At 64.9% G+C, this 22,449-nt stretch carries 20 protein-coding genes; 11 read left to right on the top strand and 9 right to left on the bottom strand.

Translation table 11 applies throughout. The annotated features are described in order from the left end of the window. Nucleotides 1-27 precede the first annotated feature (27 nt). Both BLT60_RS24930 and BLT60_RS09360 read left to right on the top strand, forming a co-directional pair. On the top strand, nucleotides 28-657 hold the full coding sequence (locus BLT60_RS24930) for a calcium-binding protein (RefSeq protein ID WP_090876150.1): 630 nt from the start codon (nucleotides 28-30) through the stop codon (nucleotides 655-657). 27 nt (nucleotides 658-684) lie between these two features. After that, on the top strand, nucleotides 685-1,554 hold the full coding sequence (locus BLT60_RS09360; RefSeq protein WP_090876149.1) for a C40 family peptidase: 870 nt from the start codon (nucleotides 685-687) through the stop codon (nucleotides 1,552-1,554). 87 nt (nucleotides 1,555-1,641) lie between these two features. Here BLT60_RS09360 and BLT60_RS09355 read toward each other — a convergent pair whose 3' ends face one another. From BLT60_RS09355 to BLT60_RS09335, 5 genes are all read right to left on the bottom strand, one after another. Further along, nucleotides 1,642-2,910 carry an ABC transporter substrate-binding protein gene (locus BLT60_RS09355; protein ID WP_090876148.1) on the bottom strand — a complete coding sequence of 423 codons (1,269 nt, stop codon included), beginning with the start codon at nucleotides 2,908-2,910 and terminating at the stop codon, nucleotides 1,642-1,644. A 146-nt stretch (nucleotides 2,911-3,056) separates the two neighbouring features. Next, nucleotides 3,057-3,983: a carbohydrate ABC transporter permease gene (locus BLT60_RS09350; protein ID WP_090876147.1), complete on the bottom strand. Its 927-nt coding sequence runs from the start codon at nucleotides 3,981-3,983 to the stop codon at nucleotides 3,057-3,059. A 2-nt stretch (nucleotides 3,984-3,985) separates the two neighbouring features. Then, on the bottom strand, nucleotides 3,986-4,810 hold the full coding sequence (locus tag BLT60_RS09345; RefSeq protein ID WP_090876146.1) for a carbohydrate ABC transporter permease: 825 nt from the start codon (nucleotides 4,808-4,810) through the stop codon (nucleotides 3,986-3,988). 33 nt (nucleotides 4,811-4,843) lie between these two features. Continuing rightward, nucleotides 4,844-5,683 carry a sugar phosphate isomerase/epimerase family protein gene (locus BLT60_RS24320; RefSeq protein ID WP_175478362.1) on the bottom strand — a complete coding sequence of 280 codons (840 nt, stop codon included), beginning with the start codon at nucleotides 5,681-5,683 and terminating at the stop codon, nucleotides 4,844-4,846. After that, nucleotides 5,680-6,756, bottom strand: a complete 1,077-nt coding sequence (locus tag BLT60_RS09335) for a Gfo/Idh/MocA family protein (RefSeq protein WP_090876145.1) — start codon at nucleotides 6,754-6,756, stop codon at nucleotides 5,680-5,682. Before BLT60_RS09335 ends, BLT60_RS24320 begins: the two co-directional genes overlap by 4 nt. A gap of 237 nt (nucleotides 6,757-6,993) precedes the next feature. Here BLT60_RS09335 and BLT60_RS09330 point away from each other — a divergent pair, with 237 nt between their 5' ends. The 3 genes from BLT60_RS09330 to BLT60_RS09320 all read left to right on the top strand — a co-directional run bounded on the left by BLT60_RS09330 (nucleotide 6,994) and on the right by BLT60_RS09320 (nucleotide 12,251). Then, nucleotides 6,994-7,752, top strand: a complete 759-nt coding sequence (locus BLT60_RS09330; RefSeq protein WP_244521197.1) for a GntR family transcriptional regulator — start codon at nucleotides 6,994-6,996, stop codon at nucleotides 7,750-7,752. 198 nt (nucleotides 7,753-7,950) lie between these two features. Then, entirely contained in the window at nucleotides 7,951-9,093 is a 1,143-nt protein-coding gene (locus tag BLT60_RS09325) for an efflux RND transporter periplasmic adaptor subunit (RefSeq protein WP_090876144.1), read from the top strand. Nucleotides 9,094-9,095: 2 nt separating this feature from the next. Next, complete coding sequence (locus BLT60_RS09320; RefSeq protein ID WP_090876143.1) at nucleotides 9,096-12,251, top strand: efflux RND transporter permease subunit; 3,156 nt, start codon at nucleotides 9,096-9,098, stop codon at nucleotides 12,249-12,251. Nucleotides 12,252-12,320: 69 nt separating this feature from the next. Here BLT60_RS09320 and BLT60_RS09315 read toward each other — a convergent pair whose 3' ends face one another. After that, nucleotides 12,321-12,944 (bottom strand): TetR/AcrR family transcriptional regulator, encoded by a 624-nt coding sequence (locus tag BLT60_RS09315; protein WP_090876142.1) that lies wholly within the window; start codon nucleotides 12,942-12,944, stop codon nucleotides 12,321-12,323. Nucleotides 12,945-13,298: 354 nt separating this feature from the next. Between BLT60_RS09315 and BLT60_RS09310 the strand changes: the two genes are divergently transcribed. From BLT60_RS09310 to BLT60_RS09290, 5 genes are read left to right on the top strand one after another with little or no spacing between them, the layout of a single operon-like run. Next, on the top strand, nucleotides 13,299-14,456 hold the full coding sequence (locus tag BLT60_RS09310; RefSeq protein ID WP_139167789.1) for an ABC transporter substrate-binding protein: 1,158 nt from the start codon (nucleotides 13,299-13,301) through the stop codon (nucleotides 14,454-14,456). Between the two features lie 27 nt (nucleotides 14,457-14,483). Next, nucleotides 14,484-15,371 carry an ABC transporter permease gene (locus tag BLT60_RS09305; RefSeq protein ID WP_175478361.1) on the top strand — a complete coding sequence of 296 codons (888 nt, stop codon included), beginning with the start codon at nucleotides 14,484-14,486 and terminating at the stop codon, nucleotides 15,369-15,371. Then, nucleotides 15,365-16,150, top strand: a complete 786-nt coding sequence (locus BLT60_RS09300) for an ABC transporter permease (protein ID WP_090876139.1) — start codon at nucleotides 15,365-15,367, stop codon at nucleotides 16,148-16,150. Before BLT60_RS09305 ends, BLT60_RS09300 begins: the two co-directional genes overlap by 7 nt. Continuing rightward, the gene (locus BLT60_RS09295; RefSeq protein WP_090876138.1) at nucleotides 16,147-17,229 is read left to right on the top strand and encodes an ABC transporter ATP-binding protein; all 1,083 of its coding nucleotides are present in this window, start codon (nucleotides 16,147-16,149) and stop codon (nucleotides 17,227-17,229) included. The genes BLT60_RS09300 and BLT60_RS09295 overlap by 4 nt, the downstream gene beginning before the upstream one ends. Beyond that, entirely contained in the window at nucleotides 17,226-18,716 is a 1,491-nt protein-coding gene (locus BLT60_RS09290) for an amidohydrolase family protein (protein WP_090876137.1), read from the top strand. The genes BLT60_RS09295 and BLT60_RS09290 overlap by 4 nt, the downstream gene beginning before the upstream one ends. 27 nt (nucleotides 18,717-18,743) lie before the next feature. On the opposite strand, the gene BLT60_RS09285 is transcribed toward BLT60_RS09290, so the two are convergent. Next, complete coding sequence (locus tag BLT60_RS09285; protein WP_090876136.1) at nucleotides 18,744-19,601, bottom strand: amidohydrolase family protein; 858 nt, start codon at nucleotides 19,599-19,601, stop codon at nucleotides 18,744-18,746. 212 nt (nucleotides 19,602-19,813) lie between these two features. On the opposite strand from BLT60_RS09285, the gene BLT60_RS09280 reads away from it, so the two are divergent. Continuing rightward, nucleotides 19,814-20,713, top strand: a complete 900-nt coding sequence (locus tag BLT60_RS09280; RefSeq protein ID WP_090876135.1) for a choline kinase family protein — start codon at nucleotides 19,814-19,816, stop codon at nucleotides 20,711-20,713. 10 nt (nucleotides 20,714-20,723) lie between these two features. Here the strand turns inward: BLT60_RS09280 and BLT60_RS09275 are convergent, their stop codons facing one another. Beyond that, a complete protein-coding gene (locus BLT60_RS09275; RefSeq protein ID WP_090876134.1) occupies nucleotides 20,724-21,581 on the bottom strand; it encodes an ABC transporter permease in 858 nt (285 codons plus the stop codon). A gap of 6 nt (nucleotides 21,582-21,587) precedes the next feature. Then, nucleotides 21,588-22,445: an ABC transporter permease gene (locus tag BLT60_RS09270; RefSeq protein ID WP_090876133.1), complete on the bottom strand. Its 858-nt coding sequence runs from the start codon at nucleotides 22,443-22,445 to the stop codon at nucleotides 21,588-21,590. Nucleotides 22,446-22,449: the final 4 nt, after the last annotated feature.

Below are 22,449 nucleotides of genomic sequence, written 5' to 3'. Positions count from 1 at the left end.
CATTCTTCAGGACTTTGGGAGGGCGAAATGGTTGCAGACATCTACACAGGCGATGGCAACGTCAACATCGCGGACGGCTCATACCTGAGGATGTACGGCTACGGCGCCGGCGATACGCTCGGGAGCAACGCGATTGCAGTCGGCTTCGTGAAAATATACGGCGGCAATGGCGCCGATAATCTCTACTACTACGGCGACGGGACGGCGAAGCTCGCCGGCGGCAAGGGTGGCGATTGGCTGTATGGCGGAATCCACGACGACAAGCTGATCGGCGGCAAGGGCGGCGACTGGCTGTTCGGCGGTCTGGGCAACGACTGGCTGAAGGGCGGCAAGGGTCCTGATCACTTCGGCTTCAACACGATCCCGGACTCCAAGACCAATGTCGACATGATCGTCGACTTCGAGCCCAAGAAGGACCTGCTTCACTTCAACAGCTTCGTCTACACGTCGGGGTTTGACGGAACGTTCGGTGTCATCGCCCGCGCCAACTTCAACAAGGGCAAGGGCGCCGAGGATTCCGATGACTACTTCGGATACAACCCGAAGAATGGGAAGGTCTGGTACGACCTCAACGGGAACGATCCGGGCGGCAAGGAGACCGTCGCCATTCTCGAGGAAAGCCTGCACATCAAATACTCGCATTTCCACTTCGACTGACCGGTCCGCGACGCGCGGTGTACCGGTATGATCGAGACACTGGATCCGCGGCTCTTCGCATACCGCCCCGAGCTCGCGGATGCGCGGCTTGAGGGTCGGGTGGAAGCGGAAGCTTTCGCCGAAGGATCGCTGAAACGGGTGGTGGCGAGCACGGCGCCGCTGAAGCGTCATCCGCTCGCCAACGCTCCCCTGGACAGTGAAGTGGTGCGTGGCGAGCTTGTCCGGGTCTTCGGCGACACGTCGGACGGCTGGTCCTTCTGCCAGTGCCAGGCGGACTCCTACGTCGGCTTCATTCCGACCGGGGCGCTGGACGAACCGGCGCCGGAACCGACTCACCGCGTGACGGCGCTCCGTACCTTCGTCTATCCCGCCCCCGACCTGAAGCTCCCGCCCCGCGCCACCCTCTGCATCGGCAGTCTGGTCACGCTCGACGGGGAAGCCCGGACCCGCGGGACCGACTACCGGGTGCTCGCCGGCGGCGAAGGCGCCATCGTGGCGATTGACGTCGAGCCCGCGTCAGCGCCCCTGCCCACCGACTTCGTCTCCGTCGCCGAGCGATTCGTCCACACGCCGTATCGCTGGGGCGGCCGTTCCAGTCTGGGCGTCGATTGCTCCGGCTTCGTGCAGCTGGTTCTCGGTCTCACCGGCCGGCCGGCGCCGCGCGATACCGATCTCCAGGCAACACAGATCGGACAGCCGGTCGACGGCGGGATCGACGGGCAACTCCTGCGCGGCGACATCCTCGTCTGGCAGGGGCACGCCCTGATCATCCGCGATGGGGACAGCGTCATCCATTCGAGTGGCCACCATATGCGCGTGGTCGTCGAGCCGAAGGACGAGGCGTTCGCCCGGCTCCTGAAGGTCGTCGGGTCGCCCATCGGCGTCAGGAGGCTCTGAGCCGCCCGCAAAAAAAGCGGCGCGAAAATCGCGCCGCCAGTTGGTGGTGGTCCGAACCGGGCAGGACACCGGCCGGTCTTGCAGAAGTCAGCTCTTGCGTTCGGCGACGTGCGCTGCCTCGATGGCGGCAAGCGCCTCGTCGACGGTATAGCCGTTGTTCTGCATGATCTTCTGCAACTCGACCTTGATCACCTCGATGACCGGGATCGGGAAGGCGTGGTCGAGGAACTGGATTTTCGGCTTGTCGTTCTGGCGCAGGAATTCCGGCTCCCGGAAGAACGCGGCGATCTCGGTGATCTCCGGGTTGGCCTGCGGGTTGGTGGTGATCGCCTTGCGGGCGTTGCCGTAAAGGATCATGCCTTCCTTGCTGGTGAGAAAGTCGAACAGCTTGATCGCCGCTTCCTTCTTCTCGCCTTCAAGGTGGGCGCCCATCAACAACTGGATCGAGGCCCAATACTGCGTGCCCTGGAGCGGCAAGTCCGGGTCGATCATCGGCAGCTTGGCGACGCCGATCGCGAAACCGGGATCGTCGGTCTTGGCGACATTCGGCCACCACGTGCCGTTGTAGAGCATCGCGGTCCGCTTCCCGACCCACGACATGATCGCCGCCTCGTGGTTCATGCTGAGGAAGCCAGGCGCGAAGGCGCCATCTGCGGCGAGCTTGGCCATCGCCTCGAAGGCGTCCTTGGCCGGCTTGAAGTCGGTCCACGTGTTCTCGCCGGTATTCAGCTTGCGGATCTCGTCCGGCGTGGTGGTCTGCACCAGGTAGTCGCCGAGCATCAGGATCGCCGGCCAGCCATCCTTGTCACCGAAGGCGATCGGGTAACGTCCGGCGTCCTGGATCTTCTGGGCGATATCCTTGAAGCCCTCGACCGAGGACGGCAGCGGGATGTCGTTCGCCTCGAAGAAGTCCTTGTCGTAGAACAGGCCCTGCCAATACTGGGTCGTGTTCCAGGGCATGCCCCAGATCCGGCCATTCTCGTCCGTATCGGCGGCGAGAAATTCCGCCTCGGTGCGCTCCGCCCAGCCGTATTCCTCGACCAGGTCGGTGATATCCATCGCCGCGCCGCGATCGACATATTCGAAGAAGGTAAAGCCGCCATTGGTGGTGAAGAGGTCCGGCGTATTGCCGCCAGCCACCGTCACCCGGAGCTGCGTCTTGTACTCTTCGGATGCAAAGGTCACGACGTTCAGCTTGATGTCCGGATTAGCCGCCTCGAAGGCAGCGAAAGCCGCTTCGCGGCCGGGGTTGCCGGCGTTGTCCCACACCGTCAGTTCCACCGTCTCGGCAAGTGCCGGCAGTGTCATCAATGCACTGGCGGCGATGCCGGCCAGAAGTGTCCGTCTCCTGATCATCTCTCTGTAGTCCTCCCTGGGGATCGGTTCGATCGTCTTGTGGAATGCCGCGAACGCGGCGAGCGGATCTTCCTCCAGTCAAAATTCGTACACTAATATAACAGTTGCTTCAATGAACCTCGGCCGGCGACGCGCCTCGTGTCGGACTACGCGGCGAAGCGCCGCCGGGTGAGCACCACCGTGGCGATGCCGATGATGATGAAAAGCACGACCGATACCGCCGAGCCGTAGCCGAATTTGTGCAGCACGAAGGCGTTCTTGTAGAGGAAGATCGACGTCGTCTCGGAGGCCTGGGCCGGCCCGCCGGCGGTCATCACATAGATCAGGTCGAAGGCCTTGAACCCGCCGATGACGTTGAGCGTCAGGATCACGACATAGGTCGGCACCAGCAGCGGCAGCACGACATGGCGGATGATCTGCCACTTGGTCGCCCCGTCGATCTTGGCGGCGTCGTAGAGTTCCGAGGGAATGCCCTGCAGCGCTGCCGCGAAGATCACCATGCCGAAGCCCGACCACTGCCACACGGCGACGAAGAAGATCGCCATCAGCGTCGTGCTGGAATTGCCGAGAAGGTCGATCGCCGTCATCATCCCGAACTGCAGGAAGACGTTGTTGATGACGCCGAGCAGCGGATTGTAGAACAGCGTGAACAGCAGCCCGACCGCCACCAGCGAGATGGTCATCGGGATGAACAGCACCGTCCGCGCGATCCCGCCAAGCGTCCGCGACGTCGTGCCGAAATCGACGAGCAGCGCCAGCACCAGCGCCGTCAGCGGCAGGATGCCGCCCGACATCGCCACCCAGATCAGCGTGATCTTCAGCGAATTCCAGAAGTTCGGGTCCCTGAACAACTGGGCGTAGTTGTCGAGCCCGACATAGACGCCGGGCTGCAGCCCGTCCCAGTCGAGCAGCGAATAGAAGAAGGACTGGATCACCGGATAGATCAGGAAGGCGCCAAACAGGACGAGCGCCGGCGCCATGTAGAGATACGGCGCGATGCCATGTCCGGGCAGCCGGGATCCCCGCCGCCTCGTGCTCTTCGCGATCTCCGCGTCATAGGCTTCTGCGACCATGCCTAGCCCTTCACCGCCCCTGCCGTGAGCCCCTTCACGAAAGACCGCTGCATCGACAGGTAGAGGACGATCACCGGCAGCGTCGCCATCACCAGTGCCGCGAAGAGCAGCGCCCAGTTGGTCGAATAGTCGGAGAAGAACACCTGCAATTGCACCGGCAGCGTCTTGCCGCCGCGCTCGCGCAGGAAGGTCAGCGCGAAGAGATATTCGTTCCACGTAAACAGCCCCTGGAAGATGATCACGCTGCCGATCACCGGCTTCGACAAGGGCAGCAGGATCCGCCAGAGAAAGTCGAGGCTGCCGCAGCCGTCGATCCGCGCCGCTTCCTCGAGTTCGAGCGGAACGTCGCGGAAGAACTGCCAAAACAGGAAGATCGTCAGCGGCAGCCCGAAGGCCGAATTGGTCAGGATCACCGACCACAGCGAGTTCAACAGCCCCAGCGTATTGAACAGGTTGAACAGCGGGATCAGCACGACTTCATGCGCCACGATCAGCCCGGCGGTGAACAGGATGAGGAAGAAGGTGCGTCCGCGGAAGCGCATGCGTGCGAGCGGATAGGCGGCCAGCGCCCCGGTGACGACGATCAGCGTCACCGCGGTGCCTGTCGCGATCGCGCTGTTGATGAAGGCGCTGCCGAGATCGGCCTGCGCCCAGGCGACGAGGTAGTTGGCGAACTGCGCCTCCGCCGGCAGCCCGAGCGGGTCGGCGAAGATGTCCATGTCGGACTTCACCGAATTCGCCAGCATCCAGTAGAACGGAAAGATGCTGACGAGCAGGATCAGGACGAGGAGGAGTCTCGACAGCAGATCGAAGGCTTTGTCGTTCATCTGCGGATTCCGCTTTCCCTCGCGGCGACCACCCTAGATGTCGATGCCGAGGCCCGCTCCGATTCGTTTCACGTTATCCCGCGCTGCCGGATATTGCTCGAACTCCAGATGTTCGAGCAGCAGCGGCACCGGCGCGTCGAGCTTGTCGAGCTCGCTGAGATACGTCGCGTAGTCGAGCCCGCCGGTGCCGGGCAGCACCTCGCTGAGATGCAGCGACAGCTCGCCGCCCATCGTCAGGTCCTTGGCATGGGCGCTGACGATGTGTGGACCGAGCAGCCTGAAGCAGCGCCGGATCAGTTCGCCGGTGTTGTAGTAAAGCCGCGGCGAGACGACGAGGTTGGTCGGGTCGAGATGGGCGGCGAAGGCCGGCCGGTCGATCGCCGCGATCAGCTCGACCAGGTTCTCCGGGCTGTCCGGCAGGGTCCACTGCATCATCTCGAAGGCCAGCTTCGTACGCTTCGGCTTGACCGCGTCGATGATCATGCGGGCGGTCTCGACGAACACGTCGAAACCGGCCTGGGCGAGATTGTCGGGATGCGGGCCGTATTCGGAATCCTCGGCGAGCGTGCCGATATAGGTCACGGCGCAGCATGCCCCGACCTCCTCGGCCACCGCCAGCCGGTCGATCGCATGCGCCCGGTTGGCGCGGCGCTTTTCCGGCTCCGGCGCGCTGACATTGCTCCACGCCGCCACTTCGGCGATTTGGATGTCCTCGTCGGCGAAGGCCTTGACGATGGCCTTCAGCCGGTCGGTGTCGGCAAGGTCGACCGCCGGGCAATAGCCGGCGCGATAGCCGAACGCGGTGTGGGCGCGGGCAATCTCGGCCGGATCCTCGGAATCGACGGGAACCCCGTAGCCGCCTAACCTGATCATTGTCCCCGATACTCCTCGCTGACGGGAAGGGTGTCCCGGAAGCGCTGGATCAGCGAGTCGTCCGGAATGGTCTCGAGCGGCAGGGTCACGCGCCGCGATTCGAGGCTGCTGAGGAACAGCGCCATCGCGCCCTCGAAGCCGTGATAGCTGATGTCGCCATCGCAGGGATGGGTGGCGATCTTGCCGTCCAGCCAGTCCGCCAGATCCTTGAGATAGGGCTTCTGCTCGTAGGACGGGTCGAAATGCCCGCCGCCGCTCAGCAGCTCGCCCTTGCTGGACTTTGTCATCGCCCGCCAGCCATTGCCGCTGACCACCTGCGTATAGCCGTGGGTGCCGTAGACGGTCACCGAGCTGTCCGTCCAGAACGGCAGCGACAGTAGCGCATTGTCGCCCGGGTTCATCCGCGGCGCATGGGCGCCGCATTCGATGATGCCGCGAACGCCATTGGCATACTGGATCGCGCCGAGCGTGAAGTCCGGCGACGGATGCGAATCGCCGAGCATCTGGGTGCCGATATTCTGGCCGACCACCCATTCGATCGGGCTGCGGTTGTTGAACCACAGCATGTAGTCCATCAGGTGGGTGCCGAGCTGGCTGATCCAGGACCGCGCCGTCGCGTGGATGCGCTGGACCTCGCCGATATCGCCGGAATCGACGATTTCCTTGGTTTTCTGCCAGTGCGGCCCGTATTTCTGCTGGTGCGAGACGATCACCTTGAGCCCCGACGCCTTGCACAGGTCGTGGATCTTGCGCGCCTCCGAAAGCTCCTGGGCGATCGGCTTTTCGTAGGCGATCGCCCGGGTCGCGTATTTGACCCCGAGTTCGATCAGCGGCAGTCGGATGCCCGGCAGGGTCGCGAAGCAGAAGACGTCGGGACGCTCCGCCGCCAGCATCTCTTCCGCGTCGCCATAGGTCTTCGGAATGTTGTATTGCGCGGCAAAGTCCTTGAGCTTCCCGGCGTCGACGTCGCACACCGCGGCGAGTTCGAACCGATCGCTGTTGGCGTTGAAGCCCTCGGCGTGATAGCCGCCGCGCTTGCCGCACCCGACCAATGCAACCTTGTATTTTGACATGTCCGCTTCCTGGATGGGCCGCGCCGGCCGGTCGGCCGGGGGCAGCAGTCGAATCCGAATGGGGGTGATACGCGTTGACGGTGCAGCGCGGGCCTCCCACCGCGTTCTGGTCGCACTCGACAACGTCCGTCAGTCCGCATAACACTAATATAACAGTTCAATCAAGCGAACCGTTTTGCCGTTTCCGGAAGGTAATCCGGCTTGTTAATTCACATTTGAACTGACATGTTAAAAGGCATGAGCAGGGTAGCCCAGATGAAGGCGACGACGCGCGAACCGGCCCCTCGCAGGGCGGGACACGAACGGCGCGACGACACCTATTTCGCCCTCAGCGGAACGATGATCGATCGCGCCTTGTCCTTGCGCGGGCAGATCTACACGCTGGTCCGCCGCCTGATCATCACCGGCGCACTGAAGCCGGGCGAACCGATCAACGAAATCGCCATCGCCGATCGCCTCGGCGTTTCCCGAACGCCGGTGCGCGAGGCGGTCAAGCGGCTGAGCGACGAGGGGCTGGTCGAGGTCTTTGCCCAGAGCGGCACCTTCGTGGCGCAGATCGGGCGCGAAGCGATCGAGGAAGCCTTCGTCATCCGCTCCGCCCTTGAAGTGGAAAGCGTTACGCGCGCGGCCAAGCGGATGAACGACGTTCATGCCCGGAACCTGCGGAGCATCATCCAGCGGCACGAGGATCTGCTCGCCGAGGAACGCTTCATCGACGCCATCGAAAGCGACGATGCCTTCCATCGCTACATCGCCGATATCAACCAGTTGCACATGCTCTGGCGGACGGTCGACATCTGCAAGGCCCAGATCGATCGCGGGCGCCTGCTCGTCTTGCCGAAGCCCGGGCAGGGAAAGCTGACCCTCAACCAGCACAAGGCAATCCTGGCTGCCCTCGAGAAGCACGATTCCAGGAAAGCCGCCCGGGCGATGCGCGACCACCTCGACGCGACGCTTGAGAACATCCTGAAGCACACGATCCTGGAGCCTGCCTGACAGGCGATTCCGAGGGGGTTGCGGGTGGCGGCTACGGTCCGGGTTTTCACCGGTTCGGCGACCTCGAGCCCCGCCCCTCATGTTTGCAAACGCCGATGCAGCGAGTGCTTGCTTATCCGCGCCCGGCCCGGCACCTTGGCGGCACGAAGCAGCCGGGGCCGATTTGCCCGGGCAAGACGCTGTGGAAGGGGATGGGGCATGGCGCCTGTGAATGTGTCGAGATCGGTTGCGGTCGTCGTCTTGGTCTCGGTTGCCGGCCTGTTGGCCGGCTGCGGCGACGGCGCCGCGCCCGTCGCGTCGGCCACGCCGCCGCCGGCCGTGACGGTCGTCCCGGTCACGCTCCAGGATTTCTCCCGGTCCCAGGAATTCGTCGGCAAGACCGAGGCATTTCACACCGTCGACATCCGCGCCCGGGTCACCGGCTATCTGATCGCCGAAGACTTCAAGGAAGGCGAGCAGATCGCCAAGGACAGCCTGCTGTTCAAGATCGACCCGGCCGAGTTCGACGCCAAGGTTTCGGCCGCGACCGCCGGCGTCGAGCGCGCCCAGGCCGTCTTCATCGAGGCCGACGCGAAGCTTGAGCGGACCCGCGTGCTGGCCGAAAAGGATACGTTGACCCAGGCCAATCTCGACGAGGCGATTGCCGGGCAGGCCAAGGCCAAGGCGGACGTGGCCTCGGCGGAGGCCGACCTCGCCACGGCGAAGCTGAACCTTGGCTATACCGAAATCCGCTCCCCCATTGATGGCCGGGTCGGCCGCAGCGCCGTCGATATCGGCAACCTGATCGGGCCGGACAGCGGCATCCTGGCGACGGTCATCGACCTCGACCCCATCCGCGTCGGCTTCTCGCTGGCCGAGCGACAGTACCTGACCGTCATGGGCATGATCGAGGCCGGGGACATACCCGACCTCGTGCCGCGCATCCGCCTCGCCAATGGCGAAGTCTTCTCCGAGGACGGCACCGTCGCTTTTGCCGACAACCAGGTCGATCCGAGCACCGGCACGGTGCGCGTCTATATCGACTTCGCCAATCCGGACCGCATCCTGGTTCCCGGCCTGTTCGTCAACGTCATCCTGACCAGCACGGAGCCCACCGAGCAGATCCTTATTCCGCAGGTCGCGGTGCAGTTGAACCAGAGCGGCGCCTTCGTCCTCGTCGTCGACGAAGACTCCAAGGTCGAGCTGCGCCAGATCGTGACCGGGGATCGCAGCGGCACCGACATCGTCGTGCTTGAGGGACTGACCGAGGGCGAACTGATCATCATCGACGGAATCCAGAAGGTCAGGCCGGGCGGAGAGGTCACGGCCGTCGCCGCCAGCACGCCAGCGGCGGGTGACTGACGATGAGCGCCTTCTTCATCGATCGGCCGAAATTCGCCTTCGTCATCGCCATCGTCATGGTGATTGCCGGGCTTCTGTCGATGCTGTCCCTGCCGATAGCCGAATTCCCGGAACTGACGCCGCCGCAGGTCCAGGTGACGGCTACCTATCCCGGCGCCAATGCCGAGGTCGTCGAGCAGACCGTCGCCGCGGTGATCGAGCCGGAGGTCAATGGCGTCGAGGGCATGAGCTACATGTCCTCCAAGAGCTCGAACGACGGCAGCTACAGCCTGACGGTCACCTTCGAGGTCGGCACCGATGCCGACCAGGCCCAGGTCAACGTCCAGAACCGGGTCGCGACGACCACTTCGCGGCTGCCCGAGGAAGTCAATCGCCAGGGCGTCGTCGTCAACAAGCAGTCGACCTCGATGCTGATGGTGCTGTCGGTCTTCTCGCCGAACAACACCTATGACGACGTCTTCCTCAGCAATTACGCCAGCATCAATGTCAGCGACAATCTCGCCCGCGTCCCCGGCGTTGCCTCGGTGTCGATCCTCGGCGCCCGCGACTACGGCATGCGGATCTGGCTCGAGCCCGATCGCCTGACCAGCCTCGGCCTGACCGCCTCGGACGTCATCCAGGCGATCCAGGACCAGAACATCCAGGTCTCTCCCGGCGCCATCGGCGCCGAGCCGTCGCCGACCGGCCAGCAGTTCCAGTACCCGTTGCAGGCCAAGGGCCGGCTCACCGACGCGGCCGAATTCGAGAATATCATCATCCGCGCCAGCCAGGACGGCACGATCATCCGGCTGTCCGATGTCGCCCGCGTCGAACTCGGCGCCGCCACCTACAGCTGGTTTGGCCAGCTCGACGGTTCGCCGGCCGCCCTGATCGCCATCTACCAGCTCCCCGACGCCAATGCCCTCGATGTCGCCAAGGGCGTGCGGGCGCGGATGGACGAACTCGCCGACCGCTTCCCCACCGATCTCGCCTACGACATCACCTACGACACGACCCTCTACGTCGAGAGCTCGATCGAGGAGGTTGTCGTCACCCTGTTCCAGGCGCTGGTGCTCGTCGTCCTCGTCGTCTTCGTCTTCCTTCAGGACTGGCGCTCGACGCTGATCCCGGCGATCGCCATCCCGGTATCGCTGATCACCACCTTCGCCGCCCTGGCCGTCCTCGGCTTCACCATCAACACTGTCAGCCTGTTCGGCCTCATCCTGGCGATCGGCATCGTCGTCGACGACGCGATCATCGTCGTCGAGAATGTCCAGCGCCACATGGACGACGGACTCGACCCGAAGGCCGCGACCCGCAAGGCGATGGCGGAGGTCACCGGCCCGGTGATCGCCACCACGCTGGTGCTGCTGGCGGTCTTCGTCCCGATCGCCTTCACCCCGGGCCTCACCGGCCGCCTCTTCGTCCAGTTCGCTGCGACCATCGCCTTCGCCGTCGGCTTCTCCTCGATCAACGCCCTGACCCTCAGCCCCGCCCTCTGCGCCACCATCCTGCGCCCGAGCAAGGCGGCCAGGCGCGGGCCGCTGGCATGGTTCGAGAAGGGCCTCGATGTCAGCCGAAACGGCTACATCAGGATCGTCCGCCGCCTGCTGCGGGCGACGGTTGTCACCGTCGTCGCATTCCTCGGTTTCGCCGTCGCCACCGGCTGGCTTGCTTCCTCGATCCCGACCGGCTTCCTGCCGCCGGAGGATCGCGGCGCCTTCTTCGTCGACATCAAGCTCCCCGACGGCGCCGCCCTGTCGCGCACCTCGGCGGTGATCGCCGAAGTCGAGGAGATCCTCAGCGCCACCCCCGGGGTCGCCAATGTCCTCTCGGTCGGCGGCTACAGCATCCTGTCGGGTGCGGTCTCCCCCAACTCGGCCTTCGCCATCGCCATCCTCGAGCCGTGGGACGAACGCACCACGCCCGAGACCGGCCTGCGCGGCATCCTGATGAGCGCCGCGCCGAAGCTGCTGGCCATGCCCGATGCCACCGTGCGCCCGTTCAACCCGCCGCCGATTCCCGGCCTCGGCGCCACCGGCGGTTTCGAATTTGTCCTCCAGGACACCGAGGGCCGGCCGCCAGCCGACCTTGCCGGGGCGGTCAACAGCGTCATCATCGAGGCCAACGGCAACCCCGATCTCAGCCGCGTGTTCAGCACCTTCCAGGCCAACGCGCCGCAGTATTTCATCGATCTCGACCGTGAGATCGCCAAGACCCGCGGCGTCGATGTCGGCGCCGTCTTCCAGGTGCTGGCCGCCAATTTCGGCTCGTATTACGTCAACGACTTCAACAAGTTCGGTCGTCTGTACCGGGTCTTCGTTCAGGCCGAGGCGGACCGCCGCGCCACGCCGGAGCAGATCGGCGATCTCTTCGTCCGCAACCGCGACGGCGCCATGGTGCCGATGAATTCGCTGGTCACCGTCACCCCGATCTTCGGGCCGGAGACCATCGAGCGCTACAACCTCTACCGCTCCGCCACGGTCAACGGCGACGCGGCCGCCGACAAGAGTTCGGGCCAGGCGATTGCCGCGATGGAATCCATCGCCGCCACCGCCCTGCCGCAGGGCTTCACCTATGAATGGACCGGCATGACGCTGGAGGAGATCAAGGCCGGCGCCGCCGGTTCACTGATCATGCTCCTGTCGATCCTCTTCGCCTATCTGTTCCTCGTCGCCCAGTATGAGAGCTGGACGACGCCGCTGCCGGTGATGCTGTCGGTGGTCTTCGCCGCCTTCGGCGCCTTCGGGGTGCTGGCCATCTTCGGCGTCGCGCTGAATGTCTATGCCCAGGTCGGCCTGGTGCTGCTGATCGGCCTGGCGGCGAAGAACGCCATCCTCATCGTCGAGTTCGCCAAGAGCCTGTCGGATTCCGGCAAGCCCTTCGCCGAAGCCGCCGAGGAAGCCGCCCGGCTCCGCTTCCGCGCCGTGATGATGACCGCCTTCTCCTTCATCCTCGGCGTCCTGCCCCTGGCGCTCGCCAGCGGCGCCGGTGCCGGCAGTCGCCGCTCGGTCGGCGTCACCGTGCTCGGCGGCATGCTGGCCGCGACGGTCGTCGGCATCATCTTCATCCCGGCGCTGTTCGTCCTCTTCGCCCGACTGCGGGCGATGACCACCGGCCGCAAGGAGCCGGTGGCGGAAAAGCCGGCGACTGACGAGGTGATTCCAGCCGAAGGCTGAGTTCGAATCCCGTCGCACCGGGACGGCACCGTTTCCCGGCGTCTCGTCCCTGCCCTGCGAGCGTCCGGCCTACCGCCCGGCGCCGTCCGGCCCCGTTTCCCGTGTCCCGAAAGCCCGCCCGACGATCCGGGCAAAGCCGAGATAAAGTTGCTCCAGCCGATCGAAATTGCCGGAATCCTGGGTGATCGGGGCGGCGCTGTTGGCGATGCTGAAAAGCTGCAACGCGACGTCGTCAACCGGCATCGATCTTGAGAATTCCTTGCGCTCGATCGCGGTCTCGAGTGCATGACCAATTGAAGCATGAAGATGCGCGGCAAAATCCTGTAACGCATCGTGGCTCTTCTGCGTCAATACGTTGCTGTCCTGGCGCATGCGGGCAATGAGGCTCCAGGGACGCCCCTCCTTGTTCGGACGATTGTATTTGAGGTAGCGCTTGCGGCTGAAGGCGACATTTCGTTCGATCTTTTCGATGAACGGCATGTCCGGATCGTTCCAGACCGTCTCCATCACCTTCTTCGTTTCATCGATGTAGTCGATCAGCACTTCCTCGACCAGCGATTGCTTGTTGCCGAAGTGATAGTGAATATTGGCGCGCGTCGTATCGAGAGCGGTCGCCAGATCGCCAAAGCTCACCCCGCGGTATCCGTGCTGGATCAGCAGGTCCAGGGCCAGGGTCTTGATCCGGTTGCGCATGAGGTTCCGCCGTTTTCATCACCGCCCACGGTACCGGATTCGCTGCGGCGGCCCCACCCGGATTGCCTGATTTCCGCGCAGATTAGCGCGTGAAAGGCAAACCATTGCCCGCGCATCGGGCGGTCGCCGCGTTGACTCGATACTGACTTACCAGTAAGTTAGTATCTTGGGAAGGCGGAGGCAACGGCACAATGACGACAAGACAAGGCGGCTGCGCTCCATCCCATCGGGTTCTCGTCCGGATGCCTGCCCGACGACGCTCGGCATCGGCACCTTCAAGTCATTGAAAATGAACAGCCGGAAGCGCCCGCGAAAAGGCCGGCGCCCAACCTTCCAGTCAACAAGGAGATCGCCGTGAGGGACGTTGTCAAAGGCCTCTTGGACCAGAAGCTCAATGCCAGTTTCAGCCGCCGCCGCTTTCTGCAGGGTTCAGCCGCCCTCACCGCCGTGACGGTCCTCGGCTCGCCCCGCTCCGCTTCCGCGGCCGAACTCGGTGGCCCGCTGAACTATTTCGGCTGGGACGGCGAGCACGGCGCCAATGTGGCCAAGACCTTCCTGGACGACAATGGCATTCAGCTGCAGGCGTCGTTCCAGGTTTCCGGCGACGAAGCCCTGACCCGCTTCAACACCGGCGGACGCGGCACCATCGACCTCATGACGCCGAACAAGGATTTCCAGCGCGCCATTCTCGAGTCCGGGACCGAGCTGTTCGCGCCGCTGGACATGTCGCGCATCCCCAACGCCGCCGGCCTCTTCCCTGCCTTCAAGGATGCCTCCTGGCTGACCAAGGGCGGCCAGACCTACGGCATTCCGCTGATCTGGGGCGACGAGCCCTGCGTCTACAATCCCGACAAGTGGGATGGCGTCCCGCCCAAATACACCGATTTCGCCGACCCGAAATACAAGGGCGAACTCGTCATGACCGACGACCCCTTCGGCAATATCTGGGTCTTCGCCAAGTCGATCGGCGCCGAGGATCCGAGCAAGCTGACCGCGGACCAGCTCCAGGCCGCGATCGACGCGCTCTTGAGCGTGAAACCCAACATTGTCACCATCGCCGCCTCCTTCGCCGACATGGCCGACGTGATGGTCCGCGGCGACGCGTCGATGGGTCTCGCCGGCTGGGCCTACCAGACGCAGATCGCCAAGGAGAAGGGCGTCACCCTGGTCGTCGGCACGCCGGCCGTCGACGGCACCTATTACTGGGAGGACGCCTATGCCATTGCGCTCGACGCGCCGAACCCGGACAACGCCTACGCCTTCATCGACTTCATGACCTCGGCGGAGGCCAACGCGGCGATCGCCACCGAACTCGGCTCGGGCTGCACCGTCGAGGCTGCGATGCCGTTGATGCCGGCTGAACTCACCAGCATCTACCCCTATGATATCGTTCGTCAGGCGGACGGCGGGCTGCTGGGCACCCAGGTCGTCTTCCCGCCGCAGGAGGCGGATGCTGACATTGTTCCGGCCTCGGCCTGGGTCGAAGCCTGGCAGGCCTTCAAGCTCTCCTGAGATCGACCGGGCATCATGGCGGACTCCATGACGACTCCATCGTTGGGAGTCCGCCTCGACGGGCGACGGCTTCGGCTCGGGGCGGCGGCAAGGCCGCTGCTTCCGGCCGGCGCCTATTACGCCGTCTTCTTCGCCATACCGATGGCCAGTCTCTTCGTGTTGAGCTTCTGGCGCGCCAAGGGATTCGATCTCGTCCCCGATGTCTCGCTGGTCAATTACGAGAAGATCGCGACATCGCCGCTGTATCATGCGCTTCTCGTGCGGACCGTGGCGATCGGCCTGATCACCTCGCTGATCGTCGTGCCGATTGCCTTCACCCTGTCCTACCTGATGCGCTTCGTTTTCGAGCGCTGGGCGCAGCTCATCCTCCAGCTCGCGCTGATCTCCCTGTTCAGCGGCTATCTCGTCCGGATCTATGCGTGGCGGACGATTCTCGGCAAGCAGGGCCTGCTCAACTCGACGCTCGAGTGGCTCGGCATCATCGACCAGCCGCTGGAATTCCTGATCTACAGCAACTTCGCCACCATCATCACGCTGACCGGATTGCTGATCCCCCTTGCCGTGCTGCCGATCTATTCCTCGATGGCCAACATCTCCCGCGACCATCTGGAGGTTGCCCGCGACCTCGGCTCGAAGCGCACCCACCTGGTCCGCACCATCCTGGTACCGATGGCGCTGCCCGGCATTCGGACCGCTTTCGCCTTTTCCTTCCTGCTCGCCGCCGGCGATTTCGTCACGCCCTCGCTGGTCGGCGGGACCCAGGGAATCATGATCGGCAACGTCATCGCCGACCAGTTCCGCGGCATCGGCTCGAACTGGCCGCTCGGCGGGGCGCTGGCCTTCGTCACCATGGCTCTGGTTCTGGTTATCTACTTTGCCGTCATCCGCGCCATCCGGTGGGTGACGACATGGTGAGAGCCAACCGCCCGGGGGTCTTCGCCATCGGCTATCTCGCCGCCGTCCTGCTCCTGCTTTACGCGCCGGTCGTGGTCATCGTCCTGTTTTCCTTCGCCGACTCGCCCCGGCTCAGCCTGCCGATCGAAGGCCTGACGCTCGACTGGTACCGCAATGCCTTCGACAACCCTCTGATGGGGGTGGCGGTGCGCAACAGCCTGATCCTCGCCGTGGTTTCGGCGGTCGGCTGCGGCACGCTCGGCGCCGCCTTCGCCTTCGGTATCGTCAAGATGAAACGAGCCCGCCTGCGCGGCGCCCTGCTCGGCGCCAGTCTGCTGCCGGCGGTGGTTCCCCTGCTGGTGATCGGCATCTCGCTGGCCGTCTTCTTCAGCGCGCTCGGCCTGCATCAGAGCCTGCGCAACGCTGCCTTCGGCCACATTCTCGTCTGCCTCCCCTTCGTCATCCTCACCATGAATGCACGCCTCGAGACCTTCGACTTTTCGGTGCTGGAAGCCGCCCGCGATCTCGGCGCATCGCCATTTCGCGCCTTCCGCGACATCACCTTTCCGCTGATCCGGCCTTCGATCCTGGGAGCGGGCCTGCTCGCGGCGGCGCTGTCACTCGACGAATTTGTCGTCACCTGGTTCAACATCGGTAGCCAGCAGACGCTTCCCGTCCTGGTGTGGGGGCTGATGCGTCGCGGCATCGACCCGTCGATCAACGCCGTCGCCTCCGTCCTGATGATCACCATGGTCGCCCTGGTCATCGGCTCCAGCCTCTACGGGAGGCGACGCCGATGACGACCGGAACCGTCGAGGTCGTCGGCGTCCAGAAGCGTTTCGGCGACACCGTTGCGCTGGAGCAGGTGGATTTCACGGTCGCGGCCGGCGAGTTCGTGTCGCTGCTCGGCGCCAGCGGCTGCGGAAAATCGACCCTGCTGCGCATCGTCGCCGGCTTCGAGTCGCCGTCGAGTGGGCGGGTAATGATTTCCGGCCGGGATATTACCGACTGGCCGCCGCACCGCCGGCCGACCAACATCGTCTTCCAGCAGGGCGCCCTCTTCCCGCATCTCAACGTCTTCGACAACATTGCCTACAGCCTCAAGCTGCGGAACTGGTCGCGGACGCGGATCGCCGCGAAGGTCGAGGAGATGCTGGCGCTCGTCCGGCTCGATGGCTTCGCCACGCGGGGACCGACCGAGCTGAGCGGCGGCCAGGTGCAGCGCGTCGCGCTCGCCCGCGCGCTTGCCGCCGAACCCAGCGTCCTCCTCCTCGACGAGCCGCTCTCCGCCCTCGACCAGAAGCTTCGCCAGGAGATGCAGCTCGAACTGCGCGGCATCCAGAAGAGGCTCGGCGCAACTTTCGTCTTCGTCACCCACGACCAGACGGAGGCGCTGGTCATGTCCGATCGCATCGCCATCATGGATCGCGGCAAGATCGTCCAGGTCGGCACGCCGCGCGAGATCTACAAGCGGCCGGCGTCGATCTTCGCCTCCAGCTTCATCGGCCAGACCAACCTGCTGCCCGGCAAGACGACCGCCGTCGCCGGCACCGCTGTCACGGTCGCCGTCGGCGCCGACGATCCCGTCGAGGGGCTTGCCGCGGCGCCCTTGGCCATCGGCGCGGCCGCGACGCTGTCGGTTCGGCCCGAAGCCGTGCGGATCGCCACCGGCGAAGCGGCGGTTGGCGGCGTCCCGGCGACGCTGAGCGAGATCGTCTACCTCGGCAACAGCATTCGTATTGGCGCGGTGATCGGCGACGGGACGCTGGTCTGGGCCGACCTCCGCGATGAAGAAGCCGCCGGCCTCGAGATCGGCGACAAGGTCCGGCTGACCTGGGCGCCGGACGCCGCAACCGTCTGGGAAGGAGCGGAAAGATGAACACCGACAATCGGAGCACTGGCCGGCCACGGCAGGTCGCGATGGTGATCCGCAACGCCTATGTGATCACCATGGACGGCGCCGACCGGATCATCGAGGACGGTGCGATTGCCATCGACGGCGGCCGCATCGTCGCGGTCGATACGGACGAGGCGATTGAAGCCCGGTTTGCCGGCGACCGTGTCATTGATGCGAAGCGCGCGCCGGTCCACCCGGGCTTCGTCGAGTGCCACATGCACGCGTCCTTCCAGTCGTTTCGCGGCGCCATGCCCGACCAGCTTGCCGAGGTCGACGCCTTCAACAGTTTCGAGAGCGTCTTCTTCAACACGGTCAATGACGAGGAGGAGTATCTCGCCGTCGTGCTCGCCTCGATGGAGATGATCCGCAACGGCACGACGTGTTTCCTCGAGGCGGGAACCGTGCTCGAGCCGTCGGCCGCGGCCCGCGCGGCGGAGCGTGTCGGCATCCGGGCGGTGATCGGGGATGCCTTCATCTGGGACCAGCCGCAAGGCATGTCACAGGGCATGCTGGAAACCGGTTGCGCCGGCTGCGACGCGGCGGCGAAGGCCCGCCCGACGCTGTCCCGGGCGCCACGGACATATGACGAGGCGGTGTCCCGGATGGGCGGCGAGCTGCATCGCAATGACGATCCCGACGCACTGGTCACCGGTCACGTCGTTATCCTCGGCCTCGGCACCGCCAGTGAGCGTCTGATGATGGTGGCCAAGGAAAAGGCCGATGCCGCTGGCGTCGTCCTCAACCTCCACCAGTCCTACAGCCCGGCCGATACCGAGGCCGATCGCCAGCGCTACGGCGGGGTCGACCCGCTGGTTCACCTCAAGGAGATCGGCTTCCTCGACCGCAACGTCGTTTTCGGCCATGCCAACCACCTGACCGACGCGGAATGCGAGGCGATCCTCGAAACCGGGCCGAGCCTCGCCTGGGCGCCGGCCGCGTCGATGATGTGGGGCCATGGCGGCAGCATCCACGGCCGTCACGCCGAACTCTGGCGGCGCGGCGCCAACATCGCGCTTGGCTCGGATTCGGCCAACTGGTCGAACGACTTCGATATCTGGCGCCAGGCCAGTCTCGCCGTGCTCTCGGCGCGCGATTCCCATGGCGATCGCGGCTACCTGATCGCCGAGGACGGATTGGCCATGGCAACGCGGGCCGGCGCCCATGCCTGCGGCATGGAGGACCGGATCGGCTCGATCGAGGTCGGCAAGCGCGCCGATATCGTCATTCACACGCTCGATCGGCCGGAGATGATCCCGACCACCAACATGATCCGCAACCTGTTCTATTCGTCGCGGTCAAAGTCGGTCCACACGGTGATCGTCGATGGCAGGGTTGTGCTGGAGGACGGCCGGTTCGTCGACCTCGACGAGCCGGAGATTCTCGCCGAGATCAACGAAGCGTCGCTGGCGCTGATCGGCCGCATGGGCAAGACCATCGAACCCAACCGTTTGCCGCGCGGCACCCGCTAGATCGGTCTGCCCGGCCGCGGGCAGGCTTCAGCCGGCCGCGCCCGTCCAGCCACGACCGCGCAGCAAGGCAAGGAGGTTGCCGCCCATAACCCGGTCGCGGTCTTCCGGCGCCAGGTCGTCGAGCCAGGGATTGTCGACGGTCTGCTCAAAGGGCAGGAACTCCAGCGCCGGACTGAAGTCGGAGGCCCACAAGCAGCGTTCCGGCCCGAACCGGTCGAGGACCGCCTTGACGAACGGCGCTGCCGCCTCGTGCGGATGGGCGGAGGCCGGATCGCTGATCGCGTAGAGCCCCGAGATCTTGACCAAGACATTGCCCGCGTCCGCCATGCCAAGAAGCCCGGAAATGCGGGCTTCCGCTTCGGCCGCGCCTGGCGTTTCCGCATACCGTCCCGGCAGGCCGACATGGGCGAAGAGGAAACGGCAACGAGCGTATCGCGACACGACACCGGCCAGGGCCGGCATCGCTTCGGGCGTCGCGTTGATGGAGATGATCGCGCCCCGGTCGTCGAGGATCCGCCACGTCGCCTCGGGCCACGCCGCGATCGTCTCGGCCGCCTGACGGTCCGGCGCATAGCCGACGATGCCGAGATGTCCCTCGCCGAGCAGATGCCGCACATTTTCGGAGGTCGCGCCATCGTTGATGTCGACATAGGCGAGCGTCGCCATCCACGGGCGGCTTCTGGCCAGCGCACGGATATACCGGTTGTTGTCGGGATCGATGCCGCCGCCTTCGTAGCCGATCACCAGTCCACCGACGATCGCATGGTCGCGCCGGTAGGCCTCGTAGGTCTCGACTTCCGACCGCGCGCCGAGCACCGGCTGGCCATCGCTTCCGGGAAACCCACGCCCGAAGAGATGAAAGTGCGAATCTGCCAGTGCCGACATCCGCGATTGCCCTTCTGATTCTGCCGCCCTGCGAAACCGGATCGTCCCGACCGGCCGGTCGACACCATACTCCGGTATCGACAAGCGCGATCGCTGAAAAGCCCCATTGAGCGGATCGCGGCCCGTCGTCGTCAAGCGGGCTCGTATGCCTCATTCCGCGTTGACAAGGCGCGGTGCGAAAGGGTCAATTCTCTCCCGAGGGCGGCATTCGCATGAAACCAGACGATCGAGACACGCTGTCGAAGGCGCGGGCCGCCGGGCTCTCCATCTGGAAGGGGCCGGTTGAGCCGGTTCGCCTGGAGGGCGGCATCACCAACGTCAATTTCGTCGTCGAGGACGCCGGCGAGCGCTATGTCGTGCGGGTCGGCGACGACATGCCCGTCCACCAGATCATGCGCTTCAACGAGCGGGCGGCGAACAAGGCGGCCCATGCGGCCGGGATTTCGCCCGCCGTGGTCTATACCGAGCCCGGCATCCTCGTGATGCACTTCATCGACGGGCATACCTGCACGGCCGCCGATGTTCGCGAAACGGCCCGTCTCCGCCGCATCCTGGCGCTGATCAAGCGCGTCCATCTCGACATGCCGCGCTACCTGCGCGGCCCGCTGCTGGCCTTCTCGGTCTTCCACGCGATCCGCGATTATGCCCATACGCTGGAAGACGACGGCAGCCGCTACGCGCCCCGCCTGGCCGAGATGCTGGACGTCGCCACGGCGCTCGAATTCGCCGTCGGGCCGATCGACCTTGTCTTCGGGCACAACGACCTCCTGCCCGGCAACTTCGTCGATGACGGCGAGCGCATCTGGCTGATCGACTGGGACTATGGCGGCTTCAACTCGCCGCTCTTCGACCTCGCCAACCTTGCCGCCAACAACGAACTCGACGACGCGCAGGAAGACTGGATGCTGGCCACCTATTTCGGCCGCAAGCCGGACGACCATCTCTGGCGAAGCTACCGGGCGATGAAATGCGCCTCGCTGCTGCGCGAGGCGATGTGGAGCATGGTGTCGGAACTCTACTCGACCATCGACTTCGACTACGCTGCCTACACGGTCGACTACATGGATCGCTTCGCCCGCGCCCATTCGGCGTTCGAGCGCAACGAGGCCTGAGCGCGCCGCGCTAGGCGGACTTGCCCCGCTGCAGGCTGATCGCGCCGAGCGCCAGCAATGCCGAGACGATCATCAGCATCAGCGAGATTGCGTTAAGCACCGGCGTCGAGCCTTCCTTAAGCCGGTCGAACAGCGCGATCGTCAGCGGCGCATCCGACCCGACCAGCATCAGCGTCGTGTTGAAATTCTCGAAGCTCATCAGGAATGCGACGATGCCGGCGCCGATCATCGCCGGGGCTAGATAGGGCAGCGTGATCGTCCGCACCGCGACCCAGCGTGTCGCGCCGAGATTGAGCGCCGCCTCCTCGAGCTCGACATCGAACTTGCGCAGCCGCGCCGAGATGACCAGCGTGGTGATCGTCGCGATGAAGGAGAACTGGCCGAGCACCACCAGCGGCAACCCCGGCCGCAACAGGTCGACCTCGACGCCGAAGGCATCGTAGGCGCGGTTGGCGACGCCATTGGTCATGATCAGGATCGAGATGCCTAGGATTATGCCCGGCACGACCAGCGGCGTCAGCATCAGCACATAGGCGAAGTTCCGGAAGCGGAATTTCTCGCGCTCGAACAGGAAGGCATTTGTCGTGCCGACCGCCACCGACAGGATCGTCACCGAAAAGGCGACAAAGACCGACACGCCGATCGCGTTGAGGAGCGACCTGTCGTGGAACAGCCCGATCCGCGGGTCGGTATCGCCGAAGAACCAGTCCCAGGTGAAGCCCTTCCACGGCAGCGACGGAAACAGCGAGTCGTTGAAGGCGAAGACCGAGACGACAATCAGCGGCGCTGCGAGGTAGATGAAGAACAGCCCGACATAGGCCCGGTAGGCGTTGCGGAGGAACGGGTTCTGGGGAATGGAGGGGATCATCGCGCCCTATCCCCGCCCGACGGTCTGGCCGAGTGTCTGGCCGGTCAGCTTGAGCCCGGCCCAGACGATCAGCGACGACAGGACGAGCAGCAGGAAGCCGAAGGCCGAGCCCTGCTCCCAGTTGAAGCGGGTGATGAACTGCGCATAGATCTGCTCGGTGAACCACAGGCTGTCCTTGCCGCCGAGCAGGATCGGCGTCAGGTAATTGCCGAGCGACAGCATGAAGACGACGATGCAGCCGGTGACGATGCCCGGCATCGCATGCGGAATGACGATCTCCCGCATCACCGCGAAGCCGTTGCCGCCGAGGTCGTAGCCGGCCTCGATATAGCTGTCGTCGAGGCTTTCGAGCGTCGTCACCAGCGGCACCACCATGAACAGCATCGAGGTGTAGACCAGCCCGACCATGATTGCCGCGTCGTTGTAGAGGAACTCGATCGGCCCGCTCGACAGGCCGAGCCATTGCAGCGTGTTGCTGACCACGCCGGTTTCCCGCAGCAGGATCATCCAGCCGAAGGTCCGGACCAGCTCCGACACCCAGAAGGGCAACAGGCAGAGGACGAAGAGGATGGCCCGCGACCGGCCGCGCGCCAGCTTGGCGATGTAATAGGAGATCGGAAAGCCGACGATCAGCGTCAGCGCCGTCGCGGCGATCGACATCAGCGCGGTGCGGGCGAAGGTGTTCCAGTAGAGCGGCTCGGTGAAGAAGGCGGCGTAATTGCCGAAGCCGAACTCGTAGACCCGCGGCTTGACCTTGACCTGCAGCGAGGTGAGCAGCAGCTCGATATGCGGGATGATCAGCAGCGCGCCGAGCCACACCACCAGCGGCGCCAGCAGGAGGTAGAAGCCGAGGCGGCGCGACATCGTC

This window comes from Bauldia litoralis (assembly GCF_900104485.1).
GTDB lineage: Bacteria > Pseudomonadota > Alphaproteobacteria > Rhizobiales > Kaistiaceae > Bauldia > Bauldia litoralis.
This window is presented reverse-complemented; position numbering and strand designations above follow the sequence as displayed.

What these genes read in the sequence shown, in the direction of transcription:
- BLT60_RS09325 (WP_090876144.1), top strand. Translation starts at nt 7,951, where the DNA reads ATGGCGCCTGTGAATGTGTCGAGATCGGTTGCGGTCGTCGTCTTGGTC.
- BLT60_RS09350 (WP_090876147.1), bottom strand. Translation starts at nt 3,983, where the DNA reads ATGGTCGCAGAAGCCTATGACGCGGAGATCGCGAAGAGCACGAGGCGG.
- BLT60_RS09335 (WP_090876145.1), bottom strand. Translation starts at nt 6,756, where the DNA reads ATGTCAAAATACAAGGTTGCATTGGTCGGGTGCGGCAAGCGCGGCGGC.
- BLT60_RS09315 (WP_090876142.1), bottom strand. Translation starts at nt 12,944, where the DNA reads ATGCGCAACCGGATCAAGACCCTGGCCCTGGACCTGCTGATCCAGCAC.
- BLT60_RS09300 (WP_090876139.1), top strand. Translation starts at nt 15,365, where the DNA reads ATGGTGAGAGCCAACCGCCCGGGGGTCTTCGCCATCGGCTATCTCGCC.
- BLT60_RS09305 (WP_175478361.1), top strand. Translation starts at nt 14,484, where the DNA reads ATGACGACTCCATCGTTGGGAGTCCGCCTCGACGGGCGACGGCTTCGG.
- BLT60_RS24320 (WP_175478362.1), bottom strand. Translation starts at nt 5,683, where the DNA reads ATGATCAGGTTAGGCGGCTACGGGGTTCCCGTCGATTCCGAGGATCCG.
- BLT60_RS09290 (WP_090876137.1), top strand. Translation starts at nt 17,226, where the DNA reads ATGAACACCGACAATCGGAGCACTGGCCGGCCACGGCAGGTCGCGATG.
- BLT60_RS09275 (WP_090876134.1), bottom strand. Translation starts at nt 21,581, where the DNA reads ATGATCCCCTCCATTCCCCAGAACCCGTTCCTCCGCAACGCCTACCGG.
- BLT60_RS09320 (WP_090876143.1), top strand. Translation starts at nt 9,096, where the DNA reads ATGAGCGCCTTCTTCATCGATCGGCCGAAATTCGCCTTCGTCATCGCC.
- BLT60_RS24930 (WP_090876150.1), top strand. Translation starts at nt 28, where the DNA reads ATGGTTGCAGACATCTACACAGGCGATGGCAACGTCAACATCGCGGAC.
- BLT60_RS09280 (WP_090876135.1), top strand. Translation starts at nt 19,814, where the DNA reads ATGAAACCAGACGATCGAGACACGCTGTCGAAGGCGCGGGCCGCCGGG.
- BLT60_RS09330 (WP_244521197.1), top strand. Translation starts at nt 6,994, where the DNA reads ATGAGCAGGGTAGCCCAGATGAAGGCGACGACGCGCGAACCGGCCCCT.
- BLT60_RS09345 (WP_090876146.1), bottom strand. Translation starts at nt 4,810, where the DNA reads ATGAACGACAAAGCCTTCGATCTGCTGTCGAGACTCCTCCTCGTCCTG.
- BLT60_RS09285 (WP_090876136.1), bottom strand. Translation starts at nt 19,601, where the DNA reads ATGTCGGCACTGGCAGATTCGCACTTTCATCTCTTCGGGCGTGGGTTT.
- BLT60_RS09360 (WP_090876149.1), top strand. Translation starts at nt 685, where the DNA reads ATGATCGAGACACTGGATCCGCGGCTCTTCGCATACCGCCCCGAGCTC.
- BLT60_RS09295 (WP_090876138.1), top strand. Translation starts at nt 16,147, where the DNA reads ATGACGACCGGAACCGTCGAGGTCGTCGGCGTCCAGAAGCGTTTCGGC.
- BLT60_RS09355 (WP_090876148.1), bottom strand. Translation starts at nt 2,910, where the DNA reads ATGATCAGGAGACGGACACTTCTGGCCGGCATCGCCGCCAGTGCATTG.
- BLT60_RS09270 (WP_090876133.1), bottom strand. Translation starts at nt 22,445, where the DNA reads ATGTCGCGCCGCCTCGGCTTCTACCTCCTGCTGGCGCCGCTGGTGGTG.